Origin of the sequence: Neobacillus niacini (assembly GCF_031457145.1) — a bacterium.
Lineage (GTDB): Bacteria > Bacillota > Bacilli > Bacillales > Cytobacillaceae > Neobacillus > Neobacillus niacini_J.
The window spans coordinates 1-19144 of sequence record NZ_JAVDVZ010000017.1 but is presented as its reverse complement, the minus strand read 5'-3'; the positions used below and the strand labels follow the sequence as shown (position 1 = coordinate 19144).

Annotated in this window: 23 protein-coding genes, 1 pseudogene and 1 riboswitch; all 24 genes and pseudogenes read left to right on the top strand. The window is 40.9% G+C overall.

Annotated elements, in window-relative coordinates; translation table 11 throughout:
• Positions 1-3 precede the first annotated feature (3 nt).
• The 24 genes and pseudogenes from J2Y03_RS25410 (at position 4) to J2Y03_RS25295 (ending at position 18747) form a co-directional block, all read left to right on the top strand.
• Entirely contained in the window at positions 4-417 is a 414-nt protein-coding gene (locus J2Y03_RS25410; RefSeq protein ID WP_310199670.1) for a flagellar hook capping FlgD N-terminal domain-containing protein, read from the top strand.
• A gap of 16 nt (positions 418-433) precedes the next feature.
• Positions 434-1276, top strand: coding sequence for a flagellar hook-basal body complex protein (locus tag J2Y03_RS25405; protein WP_310199668.1), 843 nt, complete (start codon positions 434-436; stop codon positions 1274-1276).
• A 199-nt stretch (positions 1277-1475) separates the two neighbouring features.
• Positions 1476-1562: riboswitch (cyclic di-GMP riboswitch) on the top strand.
• A 120-nt stretch (positions 1563-1682) separates the two neighbouring features.
• Positions 1683-2621: a flagellar motor switch protein FliM gene (gene fliM / locus J2Y03_RS25400; RefSeq protein ID WP_132095097.1), complete on the top strand. Its 939-nt coding sequence runs from the start codon at positions 1683-1685 to the stop codon at positions 2619-2621.
• A 67-nt stretch (positions 2622-2688) separates the two neighbouring features.
• Positions 2689-2988 (top strand): annotated as a pseudogene (gene fliN / locus J2Y03_RS25395) (flagellar motor switch protein FliN); the annotation flags it as partial.
• Between the two features lie 22 nt (positions 2989-3010).
• Entirely contained in the window at positions 3011-3370 is a 360-nt protein-coding gene (locus tag J2Y03_RS25390; protein ID WP_310199665.1) for a hypothetical protein, read from the top strand.
• Positions 3371-3385: 15 nt separating this feature from the next.
• Positions 3386-3748 (top strand): flagellar export chaperone FliS, encoded by a 363-nt coding sequence (gene fliS, locus J2Y03_RS25385; RefSeq protein ID WP_132095102.1) that lies wholly within the window; start codon positions 3386-3388, stop codon positions 3746-3748.
• 31 nt (positions 3749-3779) lie between these two features.
• Positions 3780-4163, top strand: coding sequence for a flagellar basal body rod protein FlgB (gene flgB, locus J2Y03_RS25380; protein ID WP_310199663.1), 384 nt, complete (start codon positions 3780-3782; stop codon positions 4161-4163).
• A gap of 8 nt (positions 4164-4171) precedes the next feature.
• The gene (gene flgC, locus J2Y03_RS25375) at positions 4172-4606 is read left to right on the top strand and encodes a flagellar basal body rod protein FlgC (protein WP_132095106.1); all 435 of its coding nucleotides are present in this window, start codon (positions 4172-4174) and stop codon (positions 4604-4606) included.
• 14 nt (positions 4607-4620) lie between these two features.
• Complete coding sequence (fliE, locus tag J2Y03_RS25370) at positions 4621-4917, top strand: flagellar hook-basal body complex protein FliE (protein ID WP_310199660.1); 297 nt, start codon at positions 4621-4623, stop codon at positions 4915-4917.
• A 30-nt stretch (positions 4918-4947) separates the two neighbouring features.
• Positions 4948-6534 (top strand): flagellar basal-body MS-ring/collar protein FliF, encoded by a 1587-nt coding sequence (gene fliF, locus J2Y03_RS25365; RefSeq protein WP_310199658.1) that lies wholly within the window; start codon positions 4948-4950, stop codon positions 6532-6534.
• 17 nt (positions 6535-6551) lie between these two features.
• Positions 6552-7553 (top strand): flagellar motor switch protein FliG, encoded by a 1002-nt coding sequence (fliG, locus tag J2Y03_RS25360; RefSeq protein ID WP_132095113.1) that lies wholly within the window; start codon positions 6552-6554, stop codon positions 7551-7553.
• Positions 7543-8289 (top strand): FliH/SctL family protein, encoded by a 747-nt coding sequence (locus J2Y03_RS25355; protein ID WP_310199656.1) that lies wholly within the window; start codon positions 7543-7545, stop codon positions 8287-8289. The genes fliG and J2Y03_RS25355 overlap by 11 nt, the downstream gene beginning before the upstream one ends.
• Positions 8290-8314: 25 nt before the next feature.
• Positions 8315-9610 (top strand): flagellar protein export ATPase FliI, encoded by a 1296-nt coding sequence (gene fliI / locus J2Y03_RS25350; protein WP_310199831.1) that lies wholly within the window; start codon positions 8315-8317, stop codon positions 9608-9610.
• A complete protein-coding gene (gene fliJ, locus J2Y03_RS25345) occupies positions 9607-10053 on the top strand; it encodes a flagellar export protein FliJ (RefSeq protein WP_310199654.1) in 447 nt (148 codons plus the stop codon). The genes fliI and fliJ overlap by 4 nt, the downstream gene beginning before the upstream one ends.
• Positions 10054-10081: 28 nt before the next feature.
• Positions 10082-10429, top strand: a complete 348-nt coding sequence (fliN, locus tag J2Y03_RS25340) for a flagellar motor switch protein FliN (protein ID WP_310199652.1) — start codon at positions 10082-10084, stop codon at positions 10427-10429.
• Between the two features lie 67 nt (positions 10430-10496).
• Positions 10497-11090, top strand: coding sequence for a flagellar biosynthetic protein FliO (locus tag J2Y03_RS25335; RefSeq protein WP_310199651.1), 594 nt, complete (start codon positions 10497-10499; stop codon positions 11088-11090).
• Between the two features lie 98 nt (positions 11091-11188).
• Positions 11189-11839, top strand: a complete 651-nt coding sequence (gene fliP / locus J2Y03_RS25330; protein ID WP_310199829.1) for a flagellar type III secretion system pore protein FliP — start codon at positions 11189-11191, stop codon at positions 11837-11839.
• An 11-nt stretch (positions 11840-11850) separates the two neighbouring features.
• Positions 11851-12120 carry a flagellar biosynthesis protein FliQ gene (fliQ, locus tag J2Y03_RS25325; RefSeq protein ID WP_045518430.1) on the top strand — a complete coding sequence of 90 codons (270 nt, stop codon included), beginning with the start codon at positions 11851-11853 and terminating at the stop codon, positions 12118-12120.
• Between the two features lie 4 nt (positions 12121-12124).
• Positions 12125-12898, top strand: a complete 774-nt coding sequence (gene fliR / locus J2Y03_RS25320) for a flagellar biosynthetic protein FliR (protein WP_310199648.1) — start codon at positions 12125-12127, stop codon at positions 12896-12898.
• A gap of 3 nt (positions 12899-12901) precedes the next feature.
• On the top strand, positions 12902-13984 hold the full coding sequence (gene flhB, locus J2Y03_RS25315; protein WP_310199646.1) for a flagellar biosynthesis protein FlhB: 1083 nt from the start codon (positions 12902-12904) through the stop codon (positions 13982-13984).
• A 13-nt stretch (positions 13985-13997) separates the two neighbouring features.
• Positions 13998-16028, top strand: a complete 2031-nt coding sequence (gene flhA, locus J2Y03_RS25310; protein ID WP_132095129.1) for a flagellar biosynthesis protein FlhA — start codon at positions 13998-14000, stop codon at positions 16026-16028.
• On the top strand, positions 16025-17158 hold the full coding sequence (gene flhF, locus J2Y03_RS25305; protein WP_310199643.1) for a flagellar biosynthesis protein FlhF: 1134 nt from the start codon (positions 16025-16027) through the stop codon (positions 17156-17158). Before flhA ends, flhF begins: the two co-directional genes overlap by 4 nt.
• Positions 17118-17987, top strand: coding sequence for a MinD/ParA family protein (locus J2Y03_RS25300; protein WP_310199641.1), 870 nt, complete (start codon positions 17118-17120; stop codon positions 17985-17987). Before flhF ends, J2Y03_RS25300 begins: the two co-directional genes overlap by 41 nt.
• A gap of 52 nt (positions 17988-18039) precedes the next feature.
• Positions 18040-18747, top strand: coding sequence for a sigma-70 family RNA polymerase sigma factor (locus J2Y03_RS25295; RefSeq protein ID WP_165903200.1), 708 nt, complete (start codon positions 18040-18042; stop codon positions 18745-18747).
• The last annotated feature ends 397 nt before the right edge of the window (positions 18748-19144 follow it).

The window sequence follows — 19144 nt, the reverse complement described above, 5'->3', positions numbered from 1 at the left end:
ACGATGACATTCATCAATACGATTAATTCCTACTCAGCACCAACAACGAGCACCCAGCCAAAGCAGGAACTGGGAAAAGAAGCATTTTTAAAAATATTAGTTACGCAGCTTCAGCAACAAGATCCGACACAACCGCAGAAAGACGGGGAATTCGTGGCACAAATGGCCCAGTTAAGCGTATTAGAGCAGCTTTCAAACTTGAATAACTCACTGACAGCCTACTTGGATTCAAGCAATAACCTAAGTCAATATTCTTATGTTCTTGGGAATAAAGTTACCTGGACAAACCCAGAAACCAAAATGCAAGAGAGCGGCACGGTTACAGGGATTAATTATAAGAATAATCAAGTTTACTATAAAATCGGTGACCAAGAAATTCTATCAAGTTCAATTCATTCGATGGAAATGAATCAATAAGAGGAGGAACAAACACATGCTTCGTTCATTAAATTCAGGGGTATCCGGACTGAAAGGTTTTCAAACAAAATTAGATGTCATTGGTAACAATATCGCGAACGTTAATACAGTAGGTTTTAAAAAAGGCCGGGTCGTATTTGAAGATATATTCAGTCAGACAGTTAAAGGGGCAACAGGCCCAACGCAAACAGCAGGTGCAACGCCGCTATCAGGTGGGATAAACCCAATTCAGGTGGGCTTAGGAACAAGAGTTGGCAGTATTGATACTCTTCACACACCGGGAAGTCCGACCACAACGAATATCGGCACAGATCTTTATCTTGATGGGGACGCATTTTTTGTTGTTGAGGATTCCGCACAAAACCCTTTTTTAACAAGAGCCGGGAATTTTTCATTAGACAGCGACAACAATTTGGTCAATCAGAACGGGATGTTTGTCTTGGATCAAGGTGGAAATACAATTAACATCCCACTTGGAACTACCTACATCGATTTTTCCATTGATGCGAATGGTTACATTATTGGAGTCAAATCGGATGGGACTAGCGAAAAATCCTTGAACACAATTGCAACTGTAACGGTCGACAATCCGAAGGGTCTATTAAAAGAAGGCGGATCCTTATATTCATTAACACCTAATGCAGTTGCGGATGTAACTCCGGGTGCAGATCCCATTGCAGCGCTTCTCACTAAAGGAAGCAATGCACAAATTATCTCAGGGGCACTCGAAATGTCCAATGTTGATTTATCCGAAGAACTAACCGAGATGATTACCGCCCAGCGTGGATTCCAAGCGAATGCCAAAATTATCACAGTTTCAGATCAAATATTGGAAGAATTAGTGAATTTAAAAAGATAATAGATAATGTGAGAATATCAATCGCGATATTCTCTCTTTTTTTACATATTTTGATATATTTCGATAAATTTAGTCAGCACAAATGTTAAATGTTTGTAAACGTTCGATATAATTCGCCATTTTGTGGGGGTATTCTACAAAATATATTTGAAAATTAATAATTGTAATGTTATGCTTTTTTTTGTAATTAATCTTAAAAAAACGAAAAAGGCAAATCTGAGGAAACTCAGGGACGCAAAGCTATAGGGGCTAAATTGTGAAAACAGTATGCCAGCCAGTTACCGAAAATATAGATTGTCCTAATCTATTAGTTTATTTAGCTATGGACGAGACTATTCTTCGGAGTAGTCTCGTCTTTTTTTTGTTGCTTTTTTACAATTAGTTCGGAAGGGAGAGGTGTGATTGAATGGACTATCGTGTTTCAAATTCGCAAATTGGCGATATTTCTACCAATTTGAAAGTATATGATTTTAAAAAAGCATTGCGGTTATCGATGGAGCAGGTGCGGGTGCTGACGAGAATCCATGAGAATTTTGCTTATCAGCTTGCATCCTTCATTTCATCTGAGTTACGTTCGTTTGTCCAAGTAGAGGTCACTACGGTTGAACAAATGCTGTATGAGGAATTTATTAACCAGCTGCCGGACACCACGATATTAAGTGTATTTGAATCGGGTGAACAGGGGATCCGAATGGCGATGGATTTAAATCCTGAAATGGCCTTTGTCATGATTGATCGACTTTTAGGCGGCAACGGAACGGTAGAGGAATGGGGACGGTCTGCCTTAACTCCAATCGAATCGAATGTATTAAAGCGTTTGTTAGAGGGGGTTGCTCAAAACCTGCAGAAGGCCTGGAGTGATATTACGGTGCTCCCGCTTAGGTATTTGAACATGGAAACGAATCCCCAGTTTTTACAATTGGGAATCCCGACGGAGACGGTTATCGTCATTGCTTTCCAACTAACCATTGGAAAAGTGGAAGAAACTATGCATCTTTGTATTCCATACATATTGTTAGAGCCGTTTATTCCAAAGTTATCCTCCCATAATTGGTACGGTCATGGAAAATGGGTGAAAAACAAGGAAGAAAGTGAATTTTTACAAGAACGGATTGAGCATTTAATTGTTCCTGTTATAACGGAGCTAGGGCGGGCGACGATTACAATGGAAGAAATCCTTGGCTTAAATGTAAATGATGTCATTCAATTAAACCAATTGGTAGATGAGCCGCTGCAAGTAAGGGTAAATGAAGAAATGAAGTTCTTAGCCCATCCGGGAACTAAGAAGTCAAGAGTTGCCGTTAAGATTGAGCACTTGATAGAAGGAGAAGGCAAAAATGATTGAACAGGGGAAACTCACACAAGATGAAATGGATGCACTTCTTGGGAACAGCAAACAGAGTGAAATCAATGAACCGTTTCAGTTTACTGAGCTTGCTTCAGACAACTTTGGGCAAAGCCTAAATGAAAAAATGAATTTGGACCTCCTATTAGATATTCCCTTAGAGATTGTCGTGGAGTTGGGAAGAACAAAAAAGAAAATTAGCGAAGTTCTTGAATTAACCAGTGGGTCGATTGTCGAGTTAGACAAGATGGCAGGCGAACCAGTTGATGTGTATGTGAATAACAAGTTGATTGCAAAAGGTGAAGTGGTTGTCATTGAAGAGCACTTCGGAGTAAGAATAAAGGAAATTTGCCAATCTCCTTTATGACAGGCATTAGGATGAGGAAAAAATGATAGAGGAAAAAGAAACACAGCTAAAGCATTACTTTGAACTATCGAAAGCGATATTGAACGCTTTGAATCAAGGGGAAGAAGATAAGGTTCTAGGTTTGATTGAACAGAGAGAAGTCTGTATTTCTACTATTAATAAGCTCGATGCTAAAGCAGGAATGGTCCTCATGAATGAGAGGATTCAGTTGCAGCTCGCAGAACTTGCTTCCCTTGAAAAGGAAATCCAAATTCAGATGGAACAAACAATGAAAAAATTGTCCAAGCGTGTTCGTTACGCACAAAATGAACAATACCTTAAAAGTCAGTATGAAGATCGGGTCACGGTTTCAAAGGGAGTTTTTTATGACAGTAAGAAGTAAAGGAGACTCGGAAAGATGATCAATCCAAATGAAATCTACCAAAGAAATCAAATCATGATGGCAAGACCAGAAGAGCTGACACTCATGCTCTATAACGGCGGCGTGAAGTTTCTGAATCAGGCAAAGCTGGCGATTGAGAAAAAGGATCCAGCTAAGGCACATTCTTTGATTATGAAAACACAAGAAATTATTACGGAGCTCATGGTGACGTTAAACATGGAGATAGAAGCATCAAACTCACTTTTTTCTCTCTATGATTATATGAAACAAAGATTGATTGAAGCGAATATCACGAAAGACATCGAAATTCTTAAGGAAATTGAAGGAATGTTTCAGGAGTTAAAAACAACTTGGGCACAGGCGATGAAATCATTGTAGTTTAGAAGATTTTATAAAAGTGGGTGAAAAAATGAATCAGATGATCGGGATTATGTCGAGAGCTTTAGATGCCTCCTCATTACGTCAAAAGTCCATTTCAAATAATATCGCCAATGTAAATACCCCTTATTTTAAACCTACCAAGGTATCCTTTGAAGAATTACTGCAGCAAGAAGTAAAGAGCCAGTTTATTGGGAACCGTACCAATGCCAAGCATGTCCTGATTGGAGAAACATCGCGTCTTCCTACTCCTAGGCTGGAACAGGACACTACCGTTTTTCAAACCAGCGGTAATGGCGTGGATTTGGATTATGAAATGACGAAGCTAAGTGAAAATACCATTTGGTATCAATCGTTAACATACGGATTGAATGAAGAGTTTAACTTATTAAAAACATCGATAAGGGCTAGGTGATCAGAAAAATGTCGATATTTCAATCTCTTTCAATTAGCGGATCAGCCTTAACGGCCAATCGTTTAAAGTTAGATGTTGTTTCCTCTAATATTGCCAATGCGAACACGACAAGAGGGCAATTTGTTAACGGAGAATGGGTCCCCTATCGCAGGAAAATGGTAGAAGTATCTGCAAATCAAACCACATCATTTGCCAATCATCTGCAGAAAGAACTTTCAGGAGTGCAGGTAAATAAGATCGTAGAAGATACAAACCCCTTTCAGGCAGTGTATGATCCCTCGAATCCTGACAGCAATGAGCAAGGCTATGTCATGATGCCGAATGTAGATGTAACAAAGGAAATGGTCGATTTAATGGCTACAACACGTGCCTACGAAGCCAATGTAACAGCGTTTAACGCAGGCAAGTCAATGCTGGTGAAAGCCCTTGAGATTGGAAGATAAGGTGGGAATAGATAATGAATATTTCAGGTATTCAAGCGTTTACGAATAGTTTACCAACGATAAATAAGCCTCAAAATACGACGGATTCCTCTACCTCGTTTGGGTCGCTGCTGAATCAGTATATCCAGGACGCAAATGGTGCGGTGAAAGACTTTGAATCGAAGTCTCTATCGCTAGCAAAAGGAGAAGCCATTAATTTACACGATGTCACTATTGCCGCACAAAAAGCAAGTATTGCCGTGTCACTAACGACACAAGTACGAGACAAAGCGGTAGAAGCCTATCAAGAAATGATGAGAATGCAAATCTAGTAAAATCTACAGAGAAATAGTGGAGTGAGCATGAATCAACAAATACGTGATTTTAAAGAAAAATACATATATTTTTGGAATTCGGTCAGTAAAAAAAGGAAGTTTCTATATATTGGTATTTTTATCGCTATCATAGTGGCTTTGTCTCTCTCTATCTTTTTTCTATCAAGATCTACTTATGTCCCATTATTCACAACTGAGATGAGTCAAAAGGAAATTGGCGATATCAAAGCAGGATTGGATCAAGAAGGCTTTACGGATTATAAACTGGATCGTAACGGGACAACGATTCTTGTGCCACAGGAAGATGTTGATAATTTATTAGTTTCATTGGCTTCAAAAGGTCTCCCGGAAACTGGTACCATTAGTTTTTTTGACATGACTAAGGATTTGCAGTTTGGGGCAACGGACCGACAGCTGGATGCGATGGAAAAAGAGGCGCTTCAGGGAGAAGTTGCCGATCTGCTGCGGCATGTCGAAGGGGTTAAAAATGCTGCTGTTGTGATCACGACTCCCCAGGAAAGCTTGTTTGTCCAACCGGATGAGAAGGAACAAGCCTCCGCATCCGTAGTCATTGAACTGGAGCCAGGATATGAATTAGAACCAAAGGAAATTCAAGTTTTATACCATTTAGTTTCAAAAAGTGTTCCGAACCTTCCTAAAGAAAATATTGTCATGACGGACCAAGGCGGCCAAGGATTGTACCTGCCGGAGCAATTGGCGGGTGCTTTAGATAACTATGATCAGCAACGGAAGATTCAGAAAGATATTGAAGCAGATATTCAAAAAGAGCTGCAACAGATGCTCGGAACGATTATGGGCCAAGACAAAGTACTCGTTCAAGCTTTTGTACGTCTGAATTTTGATCAAGTGAAGACGCGTGAGGATTTAGTAGAGCCAGTAACTGAAAATGAAGGTATTGCCGTCAGTGTCGAAGAGATTTCGAAAAAATACAGTGGGAAAGATACAGCTGCCGGTGTGGATGGAACCGGAGAAACGGATATTCCCGGATATGCAGGTACGAACCCATCTCAGGAAAATACATCTGAAGAATTAGAAAAACGTGTGAACTATGAAGTGAATCGAATTACAAATGAGATTGTTCAAAGTCCCTATAAAATTGAGGATTTGACCATCAATGTTGGTGTGGAACCGCCGGACCCAGATAATCCTGCATCCTTAACAAATGCAACAAAGGAAAATATACAACAACTTCTATCCAATGTGGTTCGAACAGCATTAAGTTCAAATCCAGCTTTAACCGATCAAGATCTACAATCAAAAATTACCGTGTTCTCTCAGAAATTTAATGGGAAAGCAGAAATGCCGCAGATAGAGGAGGAATCCAGTATCCTCCCAGCATGGGCTTGGTGGAAGTATGCCCTTATTGGTGCTGTCGGATTGGTTTTATTAATTGTCCTATTCACTTTATTGCGCTGGAGAAAGTCAAGGGATGAAGAGGATGATCCATTTCCAATTTTTCAAGAAGCACCCGTTGTGCCTGTTGAGTTAAAGGAAGATGAAAAAGTGGCGATTAAAAAGCAAGTGGAGCAAATGGCAATGCAACAGCCGGAAGAATTTGTAGGACTGCTGCGAAATTGGCTTTCAAGGGATTAGCGTTAAGGAGCGATCAGATGGAACAGTATACAAACACACAAAAGGCAGCTATATTATTGCTTTCCGTCGGACCGGATGTTTCTGCGGGGATCATGAAGCATTTAGAAGAAAAAGAAATTGAGAGTATCACAAAGGAAATTACCGAATTGCGCAGGGTTACCTCCGATGTAAAAGAGAAAATCATAAGGGAATTCCATCAACTGGCCGTCGACTCCAATATTGTATCTTATGGAGGGATTGATACGGCAACAGAATTATTAAAACGCACCTTTGGTCCGGATAAAGCAGCAGGTTTTCTTAAACGGATGGGCAATCGAACCAATAACAGACCTTTTCAGTTTATCCAGCAGGTCGAGCAAACACAAATTTTTCATTTACTTCAATATGAAAATGCTCAAACCGTGGCCTTGGTTTTATCCTACTTAGATGCAGAAAAGGCAGCGGCGACGCTTTCCACCTTTCCACCTGAGAGACAAATTGAAATTGCCAAGCGGATTGCGATGATGGACACAGCCTCACCGGAAGTTATTCATCAAGTAGAGCAGGTTTTACAAGAAAAGTTAACAATGACAAGCTCTCAAAAGCACGAAGCACAAAAAGGAATTGATTCGATTGTCAGTATTTTAAGTAGTGTAGACCGTGGAACGGAAAAAAATATTCTGGAAACATTGGAGAGCCAGGACCCTGAATTAGCCAATGAAATTAAACAGAGGATGTTTGTGTTCGATGATATTGCGTATCTGGATCATCGCTCGATTCAGAGAGTGTTAATGGATGTTCAAAATCAGGATCTATATTTGGCGCTAAGAATGACGACCCAAGGAGTAAAAGATGCCATTTACCGAAACATTTCAAAACGCCGTGAAGAGGGTCTTGAAGAATTGCTGAACTCGAATGAGCAAGTTCGTGTGAAAGATGTGGAAGATGCGCAAGGCAGAATTGTAACGGTCATTCGTAAATTAGAGGAAGACGGTGTCATCATCATTTCTCGAAATGGGGAAGAGAATCGTGTCATCTAGACTCGTAAAAGCATTTAACGTTGTAGCAAAAAATGGTCAAAAAGTTGTCGGTGTACCAAGTCGGGGGCAAATAATGGCGGAGGATATGCCGCCGCAACCATTTGTTAATCTTCAAAAAGAAGAATTACTGTTGGAGTTAGAGCAGCAAAAGGAACGCGCACAACAAGAATTAAACGAGTGGCGAACAAGGGAAGAGGAAAGTTTTTGTTTACAGTTGGAGGAAGAAAAACGGCGGGGATATGAAGAAGGCTATCAGCTTGGGATTGAGGATGGCAATCAACTGGCGAAGGAACAGAATCAAATCCAATTGCAAAAAGCAGCTGATATATTGGAGCAAGCCTATCAAGAAAAAGCGGCTATTATTCAAGAAGCTGACCCGTTTGTGATTGAATTGACGATGGAAATTGCCAAAAAGGTGATACAACAAGAATTGAAAACTCATCCAGACGCTTTACTCCATATTATTAAACAGACGCTGTCATCTGTTTATGAGACTGACTCTATTTCAATTGGTGTGGCTCCTGAAGATTTCTCATTTGTTCAAAAGCAAAGAGAACAACTACTAGCCATGAACAACGGGCAGGTGGAGATAAAGGTTTTTCCTGATTATTCAATCGAGCAGGGCGGATGCATTATTCGAACCTCATCCGGCAGTGTCGATGCGAGAATTGATGTACAACTAAGTGAAATCAAAAAAGTACTGCTTGCTTATCAACAGGAGGATTCACGTGAGTAAATGGAATATTAAATCCTACCTCGACATGCTAGAAACCATTAATCCCATCAAAATGAACGGAAAAGTAACACAGGTGATTGGTTTAACCATTGAGTCTCAAGGTCCTGATGTGAAACTGGGAGATATCTGTCATATCTTCTCCCCGCAACAGCAGAAGCCAATCAAAGCTGAAGTGGTAGGATTTCGTAATCATAAAGTTTTATTGATGCCACTTGGAGAGCTTCAATCGATTGCACCGGGTTGTGATGTTGTATCAACTGGTAAACCGTTAACAGTTAAGGTAGGAATGGACCTTTTAGGTAAAGTGTTAGACGGACTTGGCAATCCGATGGATGGAAGCACTCTTCCTGCTGGACTCCTGGAGGCTGGAACGGATAATCTCCCTCCGAACCCCTTAACTAGACCGAGGATCACAGAACCATTGAGTGTAGGCGTTCGAACGATTGATGGGCTATTAACCGTTGGAAAAGGACAAAGGGTAGGGGTTTTTGCAGGCAGCGGTGTAGGAAAAAGTACCCTTCTTGGCATGATTGCCAGGAACACAGAAGCAGATGTCAATGTCATCGGATTAATAGGTGAACGTGGCCGGGAAGTATTGGATTTCATTGAACGGGACTTAGGTGAGGAAGGGTTGAAAAAATCAGTAGTTGTCGCAGCGACTTCCGATCAGCCCGCGCTCATCCGAATTAAGGGAGCCATGATTGCCACGGCTATAGCTGAGTTTTTCCGTGACCAAGGGATGAATGTCAATTTAATGCTTGATTCTGTCACGCGTTATGCGATGGCACAAAGGGAAATCGGTTTAGCAATTGGTGAGCCCCCAGCAACAAAAGGATATACTCCCTCCGTGTTTGCATTGCTGCCACGGTTATTGGAGAGGGCAGGAACGAATGCAAATGGTAGTATTACTGCTTTCTATACGGTACTGGTGGATGGCGACGATATGAATGAACCCATTGCCGATAGTGTTCGCGGAATTTTGGACGGACATATCGTTTTAGATCGGAACCTTGCGCGAAAAGGGGTTTATCCAGCCATTGATGTGTTATCAAGTGTAAGCCGTGTGATGAGTGAGATTGTAACTCGTGAACATTTACAAGCAGCGGAGATACTAAAACAGCATAAAAGTGTCTATCAAAATGCAGAGGATTTAATTCAAATTGGGGCTTACAAGAAGGGAACGGACAGGGATATTGACCGGGCTGTGGATGTAAAGGAATGGATAGATCAATTTGTGAAGCAAGGGACAAATGAATCCCCATCGATAGAAACGACCATTGATCAACTACTAACTAAATTTGGGGAGGATGGACGATTGTGACCTTTCAATTTCCATATATTCATATTTTAAACCTTAAAGAAAAGGAAAAAGAGCAAGCTTTAGTAGAGTTGGGACAGATAGGGAGGAAAAAGGAAGTTATCAAGGAAGAACATCGATTCCTGGAACAGAAAAGAAACCTATTTTTACAACAGATGGAAACAGGAAAAGGGATTGCCTCCATTGCTGATATCCAACAACGAAATGAGTATCTTGCGTATTTAAACGAAAAAATGTCTAGGTTAGAAGAACAGATCAATCTGATTGATAAAGAAATTGCAGTTAAAAAACTAGATTTATTAGACAAGCAAAAAGATGAAAAAACATGGAATCATTTGCGTGACAAAGCCTTTGAGAAATATGTCCAGAAACAGAAAAAAATCGAGCAGGATCTGATGGATGAAATGGCTGCGATTCGCCATTTTCATCAACGTCTATCCATGTGAAACTCGCTTTTGAAAGGAGTGGACAAACGTGAAGGAACAGAAGACCGGAGTCTTTGGAGCAGTTCAATCGGTGCAGTTTTCACCACTTTCAGACCAGGCGCCCACAGCTGCAGGAAAAAAACAAATACAGCTATTAACGGATGTGTCTCTTCAAGTTTCTTTTGAACTGGGAAGAACCAAAAAAACGGTTCGCGAAATTCTTCAGCTGCAAACAGGTTCGGTTATTGGCTTAAATAAACTAGCAGGAGAATACGTGGATGTGCTGGTTAATAAACATTCGATTGCTGTCGGCGAGGTAGTTGTCATGGATGACAAATTTGCAATCCGGATTACAGATGTGATCTCCGATCAGGAAAGAGAGAAAAAAATCAAGTAAGGCTATTTTCGTAATGATTGTTAAACAAAGTTTAAGAAAAGAGCCTTAAGTAAAGAGGGACAGTCTTGTGTGTACATGGAAAAAATGGATTAGAATTCTAACGATTTGTCTGCTCGTTTCCCTTTTACCACTATCGGTCGCTAAAGCAAAAGAGGGAAGCGTGTATGAACAGTTCGAAAGAGAATCACCGGCAGATCAATCTGAAACAAAAGCAAATCCCGAACCAAGAAAGGCTTCAGTGGTCCCTTATGCGTTAAAATTTATCGGTTCTTTCCTATTAATCTTGTTGCTTCTTTTTGTAGTATTAAAATACCTATCTAAGAAAACGAAGATGTACGCTGGAGGGGGTCCGTTTCATGCTTTAGGCGGGCATTCACTCGGTAACAATCGATCCTTACAAATGGTAATGGTGGGAGATACCTTATACCTATTAGGTGTGGGGGAAGATGTGAATCTCATTCGAATCATCCCTCCGGGTGAAGAACAAAGAAGGCTTCTAGAATCCGTTGCGGAAAAACCAATTGATACGGTAACAAAATGGGGTTCCGGGCTTAAGAAGACCTCACAGGAAAAGTGGGATGAACTTCTCTTAAAGCAATTAAAAGAAGTGAAATCCGAGAAATCCGACCCTGACCAACAAAAAAGGGGGGAGAATGGATGAAAAAACTAATCCTTCTTACACCTTTGCTCTTATTTTTAGGACAAGATCCTGTATTTGCTGAAATAGATACAACTTCCATTCCAGGGATTCATTTTGATATGGGAGACTCGGAAGATTTAGAAGGAACAGCTTTATCGATAAAGTTAATCCTCCTCCTTACGATCCTATCGGTTGCGCCTAGTATTCTACTTTTAATGACTTCATTTACGAGGATTGCGATTGTTCTATCCTTTGTCCGAACCGCACTCGGCACGCAACAAATGCCGCCGACCCAAGTCATCATGGGTCTTAGTATCATTTTAACCTTCTTTGTTATGGGACCCACATTTCAAGATGTGAACAGTCAGGCTCTGCAGCCGTTTCTAGAAGGAAAGATAAGTCAAGAAGATGCTTTAGATCAAGCGGTTGCTCCTATGAAGGAGTTTATGGCAAAACAAACCCGTGAAAGTGATTTACAGCTCTTTTTAGAATACAGAAACACAAAGAATATCGAATCCATTGAAGATATTCCGCTAACCGCATTGGTTCCGGCCTTTGCAATCAGTGAACTCAAAACTGCTTTCCAAATGGGCTTTTTAATTTTTATCCCGTTTATTATTATCGACATGATTGTCGCAAGTGTTTTGATGGCAATGGGAATGATGATGGTTCCGCCGTCGCTTATTTCACTGCCATTTAAAATTCTCTTATTTATTTTAGTAGATGGGTGGAACTTGGTCGTGCAATCTTTGTTCGTAAGCTTTAAATAAGGAGTAACGTTATGACACCAGACAGCATTATGGGGCTTGCGCAAAGCTCAATCTATTTAACCATACTCGTTTTGGCCCCTGTTTTAGGCGTTGCCTTGGCGGTCGGATTAATTATTAGTATTTTCCAAGCCATTACACAGATTCAAGAACAAACACTGGCGTTTGCTCCAAAAATCATTGCTGTTTTTGTAAGTTTGTTGTTTTTTGGTCCTTGGATGCTTACTCATCTTGTTGATTACACAAGGAATATCCTGTCAAATCTTACACGTTTTATAGGGTAATGGAATGAGTATCCTTAACCTTTTGCCGTTATTTTTGTTAGTGTTTGTTCGCTTGACTTGTTTTTTTGTTACCGCACCGTTATGGATGGAGCGGAAAATTCCCGCATCATTCAAATGGGGAGGTGCTTTTTTTATCAGTTTGCTAGTGGTTGGCTTGATTCAGCCTGAACAGAAGATTGAGATGGATTCTGTTTTTATTCTGCTTGTTTTAAAAGAAGTCCTTGTAGGTCTGTGCTTAGGATTTTTTACAAATCTTTTGTTGTATGCCGTTCAGTTGGCTGGAAGCTTTATTGACTTGCAGAGTGGTTTTGCGATGGCAACGATGTTTAATCCGCAAACTGGAATTCAGGAGAATCTCACAGGAAGGTTCTTCTACATAGTAGCGATGTTATTTTTTTTGTCTATAGACGGGCATCATATCCTGATTAAAGGGGTGTTGGCCAGTTACAATTGGATTCCAATCGATGCCTGGCTGCCTTTGGGCGTTTCGGAAAACTTCGTTCAATTATCGCTGATGATTGTGAGGGACATGTTCTGGATCGCTATTTTAATTGCTTCACCGATAGTCGGAACTCTTTTTTTGGTGGATATTGCGTTAGGAATACTAGCCAAGACGGTTCCGCAAATGAATCTTTTTGTTGTCGGAATTCCAATCAAAATGGTTGCTCATTTTATTGTGTTATTTATATTCATGCCAGTCTTTTTGACGGTAATGGAAAAGCTGGTTCAGACGATGATTCACTCCTTTGAACAAATGTTGCAAATACTAGGGGCTTAAACGATGTACCTAAGATTAGATTTACAATTATTTGCAGAAAAAACAGAGAAAGCGACTCCACAAAAGAAACAGGAGGCAAGGAAAAAAGGACAGGTAGCCAAAAGTACCGATTTATCGAATGCCATTGTCCTGTTATGTTCCTTTTCTTTCTTGTCCTTTTATGGGGAGCAGATGGCCGAACGATTCTTACATATGTATCGGCAAGGATTCACGGATTGGTTAGTGATGGATTTAACGGAACAATCGATATCATTATTATTTATTACACTTTTAAAGGATAGTGTGATCATTGCTGGCCCGGTTATCTTGGCAGCCTGGCTGGGTGGCTTTGTCTCAACGTTAGCGCAGGTTGGATTTCTATTTTCCGCTGAGGCTGTCAAAATGGACCTGAAAAAAATCAATCCGGTTGAAGGGGCGAAACGGCTCTTTTCGGCACGAACCATGGTAGAGTTCATTAAATCGATTTTAAAACTAGCGATCATTTTAACGGTAACAGCGATGTTTCTTTGGCAGCAAAAGACGGTGCTCCTCCAATTGCCGCAAATGGAGCCGCTAAAGATGATTGGGTTTCTTGGCTCCCTTACTGTGAAGCTAGGAATGGTTATTTCTGCTGTTTATCTGGTCCTTGGGGCAGCGGATCTGTTTTATCAACGATTTGATCATGCTAAAAATTTGCGCATGAGTAAACAAGACATTAAAGACGAACATAAGAAGTCTGAAGGGGACCCGTTAATTAAACATAAAATTAAGGAAAAACAACGACAAATCTCAAGTGCACGAATGATGCAGGAAATTCCGAAAGCCCAGGTAGTGGTCACCAATCCAACGCATTTTGCTGTTGCGATTGCTTATGAGGCGGGAAAAACGAAGGTGCCGGTCGTCGTAGCGAAGGGTGCTGATTATATAGCACTTAAAATGAGGGAAGTGGCGAAGGAGCATCGGGTGGTCATCATGGAGAACAAACCTTTAGCGAGAACATTATATGCAAGTGTTGAGATTGGAGAAGAAATTCCAGAAGAGCTTTTTAAAGCCGTAGCGGAAGTGCTGGCTTACGTTTATAAAGTAAAAGGGACTTTAAGCAAGTAGAGGAGGTGGTGTTGTGAGCATAAAAAATCTCGGAGTATTACTCGCCGTCATCATGATCGTGGCGATGATGGTCATCCCATTACCGACCATACTTTTAGATATATTACTAATTATTAATCTTTCAATCTCGATTATGATTCTATTAATTACAATGAACACAAAAGAACCGCTTGATTTCTCCATCTTTCCTGCCCTTCTTTTGCTGACAACTCTCTTTCGTCTTGCCTTGAATGTATCAAGCACCAGGACGATACTTTCAACAGCTAAAGCTGGAGCGGTTATTGAAACATTTGGTAACTTTGTCATTGGCGGGAATATGGTTGTTGGATTTATTGTCTTTTTAATCTTGGTCATTGTTCAATTCATCGTGATTACAAAAGGTTCGGAACGGGTAGCAGAGGTTGCAGCGCGCTTTACATTAGATGCTATGCCTGGCAAACAAATGAGTATTGATGCAGATTTAAATACCGGAATGATCAATGATCAGGAAGCACGTCTAAGAAGAAGCAAAGTTGAACGAGAAGCGGACTTTTACGGTTCGATGGATGGTGCGAGTAAATTTGTAAAAGGCGATGCGATAGCCGGGATTATTATCCTGATTATTAATATCATTGGTGGATTTATCATTGGAATGACGATGCACGGGATGGATTTTTCGCAAGCTATCAATACATTTACGCTATTATCTGTTGGCGATGGTCTGGTAAGTCAGATCCCCGCTCTGTTAATTTCTACTGCAACAGGGATTATGGTAACGAGAGCAGCTTCTGAAGGTAATCTTGGTGATGATTTAACGAAGCAAATGTCTGCGTATCCGAGCCTGTTGTATATTGTAGCCGGTTGTATTGCATTGCTGGGAGTAGTCACACCAATTGGCATTTTCCTTACCTGGGGGATAGCCGGATTGCTCGCTTTTGCGGCATATAACATTCAAAATAAACGCACGAAACAAGAAGAAGCGATAGAGAGTACACAAACAGAGCAAGAGTTAGACGAAGTCCGCAAGCCGGAAAATGTATTTGCGTTATTAAGAGAGGATCCGATTGAATTCGAATTTGGGATTGGTTTGATCATGCTCGCAGATGTCAATCAAGGCGGGGATTTATTGGATCGGGTAGTTGCAATTCGCCGGCAAATTGCGTTGGATTTGGGATTAGTCGTTCCGGTCATTCGCATTCGAGATAATATCCAGCTTCACCATAATCAATACGTTATAAAAATTAAAGGGAATGAAGTGGCCAAGGGTGAGATTCTTTTGGACCATTTCCTAATGCTAAATCCAAGTGATGAGGAACATGGCATAGAGGGAATGGAAACGGTGGAGCCTACGTTTGGACTGCCTGCTTTATGGATTACGGAAGAAAAGAAGGATGAGGCAGAAGTTTTTGGCTATACCGTCATCGACCCTTCTTCGATTGTTAGCACGCATCTTTCAGAAACCATTCGCAAATTTGCTCATGAAATTTTAGGACGCGAAGAAACGACACAATTAATTAATCATGTGAAAGAGAGCCAGCCGTCTTTAGTAGAGGAGTTAATTCCGAATATCCTTTCTGTTGGTGATGTTCAAAAGGTGTTACAAAAGCTGTTGAAGGAGAATGTTTCGATTAGAAGCCTAACCTCGATATTTGAGGCACTTGCTGATTATTCGGTCTATACAAAAAATCCTGACATCCTAACGGAATATGTGAGACAGGCCTTGGCCCGTCAGTTAACGTCTCAGTATGTACGGAACGGCGTTGTTCACGCGATTCAGGTTGGAGCAGGAATTGAAAAGAAACTTGCAGATTCGATTTCTAGGACAGAGCAAGGAGATATCCTCACGATTGACCCAGAATCGAGCAATCAAATGATACATTCTTTTACGCAAAAGATTGAGCAAATGTCACAACTGGGAATCAGGCCGATTATCTTAACATCAGCTGGAATTCGGATGTATGTTCGTCAAATGATGGAACGAGCTTTAGCGGATACCCCGATTCTTTCTTATAACGAGCTGGAACCAAATGTCGAAGTGCAGAGTGTTGGAGTGGTAAATCTATGATAATAAAAACCTACATCGTCAACAGTGAAACAGAAGCATATCCAATGATTTTTCATGATTTAGGGGCAGAAGCGTTCATCCTAAATACGAAACAGATTAAAACTGGAGGATTTTTCGGGTTATTTCGGAAAAAGCAAGTTGAAGTGGTAGCTGCAGCTGATCATTTTGCCGAAAAGTCGACCCAAGTAGAATTGGCTGTCGAAGTCGAAAAACCTTCGAAAGACACTCAGAATGAAGTGCTGAAAGAGCTGTCCGAGATGAAGGGATTAATTAGTACAATCGTAAGAGATGAAAAGAAAGCCATACCAACGGCAGTTGAAAAATGGGTGCGGCGCCTTAGGGAACAAGAAGTTGACGAAGAAGTGATCGAGTATATTATAAAAAAGATAAATAAGATACATGTGAGCCTTCAAAACCTGTCCGCTCCAGAAATTGAGCAAGTCTTCTTGGAGATAATAGAGCAGCTTTTCGAGGAAGGAAAAGCAATTGAAACAGGTTCGAGTTCGTCTCTCATTACCTTATTAGGTCCGACTGGTGTGGGGAAAACAACAACGATTGCCAAATTAGCGGCAGCCCGCGTTTTTCAGCAAAGGCAGAAGGTTGGATTGTTAACGACAGATACGTACCGGATTGCTGCTGTGGAGCAGTTAAAAACCTACGCGGGGATTTTGAATATCCCGTTAGAAGTAGTTGCAAATCCTGACGATTTGCAAAAGTCTATGGAAGCATTGAAAGGCTGTCAAATGGTTTTTATGGATAGTGCCGGCCGAAATTATTTAGAGGATGAATATATTGAAGAAATCAATACATATTTACACAATGATGCCCCACAGGAAAATTATTTAGTTCTCAGTATGACGACTCGGTGGAGAGATATGCGAAAAATCGTTGATCAAATGAAATCCGTCCCCATCGACAAGCTTATTTTAACAAAATGGGATGAAACGAGCTGCTACGGTGTAGCTCTTAATATGGTCTATCACTATCCGTATCCTTTATCCTATTTGAGCTTTGGACAAGGAGTTCCACAGGATATCATGCTGGCAGACCCCCTTTTTATGGCAAAAAAGATTCTAGGAGTAGATGAGAATGAATCAGGATCAAGCATACCAATTAAGACAATTATCTAACTCACTAGTTAGTCATGAGCGGACTTCCCGAGTAGTCACGATATGCTCCGGTAAGGGCGGCGTAGGGAAATCGAACTTCACTTTAAGCTTTGCGCTTAGTTTAATGGAGCTGCGAAAAAAAGTGGTTGTGATCGATCTCGATATTGGCATGGCAAATTTAGATATTCTTATGGGGACGACCCCAAAGCACCACTTGTGGGATATGATTCGAGAACGGAAAAGTATATGGAGTGTATTAGAAAAAGGACCAAGCGGGTTGGAATATATTGCTGGGGGTTCTGGATTTCAGCAACTTCTCCACTTACAGGATGAGGAGAGACAGTATTTTTTTCAGGAGTTAGAAAAACTCCATGGGTATGCTGATATTATTCTGATTGATACGGGTGCAGGATTAACCGTTGAATCCCAACAATGCCATTTGTCAGCTGACGATATTATCCTCCTTACAACGCCTGAACCGACTGCAATTGCAGACGCTTATTCTGTAATAAAAATATTACATAGCCAAAATCCTGCGCTTTCGTTTCACTTAGTGGTAAATCGGGTTTCACGCCAAAAAGAAGGAATTGAGGTTGCGAGTAAATTCAAGTTGGCTGTTCAATCCTTTTTAAATAAAGAAATAAAGATTTTTGGAGCGATTCCAGACGACTCTGCTGTGATGCAAGCAGTATTGAAACAAGTTCCTTTTTATTCCGCTTTTCCACGCTCTGCCGCTTCATTGGCGCTAAAGAATTTAGCTGATAGATTTGTGGCAGGTACCCAAGTTCAACAAGAAAACAAAGGCATAAAAGGGTTCATTCGTAATTTTTCTAGATTGCTAAGGTCTTAATGTTTTGTGTTGTATTCGAACAAGAGGATGCAATGGGAAAGGGGAATATATAGTGAATTGGAATGTGGAAGAGGCAGTGGATCAATATATTCCATTGGTTCATAAGGTTGTTAGGCATATGAAAAGGAGCCTATCTGATGCGGCGGATGAAAACGATCTAATTTCATTTGGAATGACCGGTTTGTGGGATGCAGGCAGGAAATTTGATCCTACCCAAGGAATCAAATTTGAAACCTATGCCGCTCAGCGGATTCGCGGCGAAATTCTGGATGGAATACGGCAAAATGACCATGTTTCCCGTACATTAAGAAAAAAAGAGAAAACTTACCGGCATGCCTTAGAGACATTAGAGCAGTCTTACATGCGACGCCCCACGCCGCAAGAAGTTAGTGAACATATGGGTATAAGCATGAAGGAATATGAACAAACACAATTACAGCTTTCCTTTATATATCAAGACTCGTTAGATGAACCGAAAAGCTTGGAAGAAAACGCGGCGGTTCAACAAATTGAGGACAACAAATCTATTAAGCAGGATGAATGGCTAGAGGCAAAGGAACGAAAAAAAATATTAGCTGAGCTCATTGATACATTGCCAGAAAGAGAGAAACTGATTTTGGCATTAGTCTACTTTGAGAACTTAAGCTTTACGGACGTAAGTAAAGTCTTTGGATTACACAAATCCCGCATCTCTCAACTTCATAACCAAGCCCTTAAAAGATTACGAAAAGCCCTCGAGACAAAGGGTGTAGAATGGTAATTCGTCTCTTTTTTTATTAATACGCCTCAAGCCGGGGGATTGAGGACAAATCCAACAGGAGACCTCAGAAGATTAGTCCTCAAGCGGTGGTATTGAGGACAAATCCAGCAGGAGACCTCAGAAGATTAGTCCTCAAGCCGGGGTATTGAGGACTAATCCAGAGGAGACCTCAGAAGATTAGTCCTCAAGCCGGGGTATTGAGGACAAATCCAACAGGAGACCTCAGAAGATTAGTCCTCAAGAGGTGGTATTGAGGACAAATCCAACAGGAGACATCGGAAGATTAGTCTTCAAGCCGGGGGATTGAGGACAAATCCAACAGGAGACCTCAGAAGATTAGTCCTCAAGCGGTGGTATTGAGGACAAATCCAACAGGAGACCTCAGAAGATTAGTCCT